General features: G+C 45.8%; 4 protein-coding genes. 3 read left to right on the top strand and 1 reads right to left on the bottom strand.

The annotated features are described in order from the left end of the window. Nucleotides 1–155 precede the first annotated feature (155 nt). Both AC4II3_RS31775 and bchL read left to right on the top strand, forming a co-directional pair. Entirely contained in the window at nucleotides 156–287 is a 132-nt protein-coding gene (locus AC4II3_RS31775) for a hypothetical protein (RefSeq protein WP_488029542.1), read from the top strand. A gap of 739 nt (nucleotides 288–1,026) precedes the next feature. Then, nucleotides 1,027–1,890, top strand: coding sequence for a ferredoxin:protochlorophyllide reductase (ATP-dependent) iron-sulfur ATP-binding protein (bchL, locus tag AC4II3_RS31770; protein WP_009149517.1), 864 nt, complete (start codon nucleotides 1,027–1,029; stop codon nucleotides 1,888–1,890). A 7-nt stretch (nucleotides 1,891–1,897) separates the two neighbouring features. Here the strand turns inward: bchL and AC4II3_RS31765 are convergent, their stop codons facing one another. Then, a complete protein-coding gene (locus tag AC4II3_RS31765; protein WP_490723022.1) occupies nucleotides 1,898–2,182 on the bottom strand; it encodes a hypothetical protein in 285 nt (94 codons plus the stop codon). A 379-nt stretch (nucleotides 2,183–2,561) separates the two neighbouring features. On the opposite strand from AC4II3_RS31765, the gene AC4II3_RS31760 reads away from it, so the two are divergent. Next, a complete protein-coding gene (locus AC4II3_RS31760; protein ID WP_293112021.1) occupies nucleotides 2,562–3,965 on the top strand; it encodes a ferredoxin:protochlorophyllide reductase (ATP-dependent) subunit N in 1,404 nt (467 codons plus the stop codon). The last annotated feature ends 56 nt before the right edge of the window (nucleotides 3,966–4,021 follow it).

The raw sequence follows: 4,021 nt of genomic DNA, 5'->3' as shown, positions 1-4,021 counted from the left end.
CGCTTGGGATCAAGACAATGATGATTGAAGAGCGATGCAGCTTCGGAACAGGGGGAAACCCCCTGTTCCGAAGCTGCATCGCTTTCTTATCCCCCACCCCCTACACCCCACCCCCTACACCCCACACCTCACGTCTTTGTTAAAAACCTACCCTTATGAGGGGTTTAGGGGTGGGTTCCGATTCCCGATTCCCGATTCCCGATTCCCGACTCCCGATTCTTTATACCTCTTTCAAATTCTGTGACCCTATAGACAAAGATTGCGGTGATTGCTCCGGAAAAATTTAATTATTATTTACAAAAAATCTGAATAGCAAGACCAGCCTATGGCTTCTGGTAGGTATGGATGATTTTGACAAGCCATAGTCTATGGTCAGCAACGTTAACTGTTGCAGGATTTACCAATTTTCCTCCGGTGCGCTTGACCCGTAATTAAATTACGGGTCAAGCGCACCGCTAAATCCCCCAAACTTAGGGGACTTTTTGAGTAGTACCCTCACTTAATTGACCCTGATCATTTTACTTTTTTGTTTATTGTACTAATTTTTAATAAATAAAAATAAAAAAATAATTATTTAAATATTAAATTGCATAAATAAGATTTAAATTGCTTTAGTTAATGGTTTAAATTTATAAAAGTCGATTTAAACTACCTTAAAGGCTATATCCATAAAAAAGACCATTTATTTTATGGTGCAGTTCGTGAATAATGCAATAAGCACCGAAAGCCAACCAATGTATCGCTGGCTTTAGGGTCAACGCCGAAGCGGTGCGACCCCGGTCGGGTTCTCCAACAAGCGATGCAGCGCCGACCTGCGGGGGTTTCCCCCATGAGCGACTGCATCAAGACAGGGTGAACGCGCACCAAGATATCAGTGCCTGAGGTGCGACCCGTGATGGGGAGCAATCCCTGGCCATCACGGAAAGCGCACCTAAGATAAATCCAGCAGAATTTCAGCCATTATCCTTTCGGCTGGCTTAGGGGCAAAGACAAAAGAAGAATTTTTACGGAAACAGGAGATTAAAGGTGAAACTTTCAGTTTATGGAAAAGGTGGTATCGGTAAATCCACAACTAGCTGTAATATCTCAGTTGCCCTAGCTAAGCGGGGTCGGAAGGTGCTGCAAATTGGCTGTGACCCAAAGCATGACAGCACATTTACTCTGACTGGTTTTCTGATCCCTACCATTATTGATACCCTTCAGGAAAAGGATTACCACTACGAAGATGTCTGGCCTGAAGATGTGATTTACAAAGGTTATGGTGGTGTTCATTGCGTAGAAGCTGGTGGTCCTCCGGCTGGTGCGGGTTGCGGTGGCTATGTAGTTGGTGAAACTGTCAAGCTGCTCAAGGAACTGAATGCTTTTGATGAGTACGATGTGATTCTGTTTGACGTTCTGGGTGATGTAGTCTGTGGTGGTTTTGCTGCTCCCCTGAACTATTCCAACTATTGCATGATTGTCACCGATAACGGTTTCGATGCGTTGTTCGCTGCTAACCGCATTGCTGCTTCTGTTCGTGAAAAAGCTCGCACTCACCCCCTGCGTCTGGCTGGTCTGATTGGCAACCGCACCTCTAAGCGCGACTTAATCGATAAGTATATCGAAGCTGTGCCGATGCCAGTGCTGGAAATTTTGCCACTAATTGAAGACATTCGTGTCTCTCGGGTTAAGGGCAAAACGATTTTTGAAATGGCAGAAACTGACCCTAGCCTGGAACCGGTTTGTCAGTACTATCTCAACATTGCTGACCAAATTCTGGCACAGCCTGAGGGGGTTGTACCTCAAGATGCACCAGACCGGGAGTTGTTCTCTTTGCTGTCTGACTTCTACCTAAATCCTCAAACCCCAGCAGTGACTGAGGAAGAAGAATTAGACCTGATGATGGTGTAACCAAAGGTTAGGAGGTTAGGAGGTTGAAGGTTGTTCGCGTAGCGTGGCCAAAGGCCAAGGTTAGGTTGAAGGTTAGGAGGTTGAAGGTTGTTCGCGTAGCGTGGCCAAAGGCCAAGGTTAGGAGGTTGAAAGAAAGGTTGTTCGCGTAGCGTGGCCGAAAGGCCAAGGTTGAAAGAAAGGTTGTTCGCGTAGCGTGGCCGAAAGGCCAAGGTTGAAAGAAAGGTTGAATGTTAGGAGGTTGAAAGAAAGGTTGAATGTTAGGAGGTTGAATGTTGAAAGTTATAAGAGTCAACAGAAAACCTTAAGCCCTTCAAACCTTCAAGCCTGAACCCTTAACCCTTAACCCTTCAACCTTTAAAACCTTGGCCTTTCGGCCACGCTACGCGAACAACCTTTAAAACCTTAAACCTTTAAACATTCAACATTCAACCTTGGCCTTTGGGCCACGCTACGCGAACAACCCTTAAAACATTCAACCCTTAAAACATTCAACATTCAACATTCAACCTTGGCCTTTGGGCCACGCTACGCGAACAACATTCAACATTCAACCTTGGCCTTTGGGCCACGCTACGCGAACAACCTTAAAACCTTAAAACCTTAAACCTTTAAACCCTTAAAACCTTAAACCCTTAAAAATTTAGAGAGAGACCAGGAGAGGAGAATTTTAAATGACTGTTGCTGAAACCCCTCAAGCCCTAGATTTTGAGTGCGAAACTGGGAATTACCATACCTTTTGCCCGATTAGCTGCGTCGCATGGCTTTACCAAAAGATTGAAGATAGCTTCTTTTTGGTGATTGGTACTAAGACTTGTGGCTATTTCCTCCAAAATGCGATGGGGGTGATGATTTTTGCTGAGCCACGCTATGCGATGGCGGAGTTGGAAGAAGGGGATATTTCCGCTAAGCTCAATGATTACGAGGAACTGAAGCGGTTGTGTTTGCAGATTAAACGCGATCGCAATCCTAGTGTGATTGTCTGGATTGGTACCTGCACTACCGAAATTATCAAGATGGATTTGGAAGGCTTGGCTCCCAAGCTGGAATCTGAGATTGGGATTCCGATTGTGGTGGCTCGTGCTAATGGCTTAGACTATGCTTTCACCCAGGGTGAAGATACTGTATTGGCCGCTATGGCTCACAAGTGTCCAAAGGAAGCACCCCAGGTGGAAGAGGAGAAACAAGAGCGGAATGCGATCGCAAAACTCCTCAACTTTGGACGCCAGAAAGAAGAGGTGGCTGCGGAAGAGTCAGACTATGCGGATCATCCACCCCTAGTGTTGTTTGGCTCCCTACCTGACCCGGTTGTGACTAACCTCACCCTAGAGTTGAAGAAGCAGGGGATTAAGGTGTCTGGTTGGTTGCCTGCTAAGCGTTACACGGAATTGCCAGTAATTGAAGAAGGTTACTATGTTGCTGGGGTGAATCCTTTCCTCAGTCGTACTGCTACTACTCTGATGCGCCGCCGCAAGTGTAAGTTAATTGGCGCACCTTTCCCCATTGGTCCGGATGGCACTCGGGCTTGGATAGAGAAAATGTGTTCTGTGTTTGGTATTGAACCAAAAGGCTTGGCAGAACGGGAAGCTAAAATTTGGGAAAGCTTGGAGGATTATATCCAGCTGTTGCGTGGTAAGTCTGTATTTTTCATGGGGGATAACTTGCTGGAAGTTTCCTTAGCTCGTTTCCTCGTTCGTTGCGGGATGACTTGCCATGAAATCGGTATCCCTTACATGGATAAGCGTTATCAGAAGGCTGAGTTAGCTCTGTTAGAACAGACTTGCCACGAAATGGGTGTACCAACTCCTAAGATTATCGAGAAGCCAGACAATTACAACCAGATTCAGCGGATTTATGAGTTGGAGCCGGATTTGGTGATTACCGGTATGGCTCATGCTAATCCTTTGGAAGCACGGGGGATTAATACTAAGTGGTCTGTTGAGTTTACCTTTGCTCAAATGCACGGCTTTACTAATGCCCGAGATATTCTGGAATTGGCAACTCGTCCGTTACGTCGCAATAACAGTCTCAAGGATTTGGGTTGGGATAAGTTAGTGAAAGAAGAGGCTAAAGTTTAGCGATTGTTAAGGGAGTAGGGAGTAGGGAGTAGGGAGTAGGGAAGAGGTTTTTTTTA

Source organism: Moorena sp. (assembly GCF_982860115.1).
Note: the sequence above shows the minus strand (reverse complement) of the source record. Positions and strands in the feature narration are given on the sequence as shown.

Coding starts and splice junctions, on each gene's coding strand:
- AC4II3_RS31775 (WP_488029542.1), top strand. CDS start 156: ATGAGGGGTTTAGGGGTGGGTTCCGATTCCCGATTCCCGATTCCCGAT.
- AC4II3_RS31760 (WP_293112021.1), top strand. CDS start 2,562: ATGACTGTTGCTGAAACCCCTCAAGCCCTAGATTTTGAGTGCGAAACT.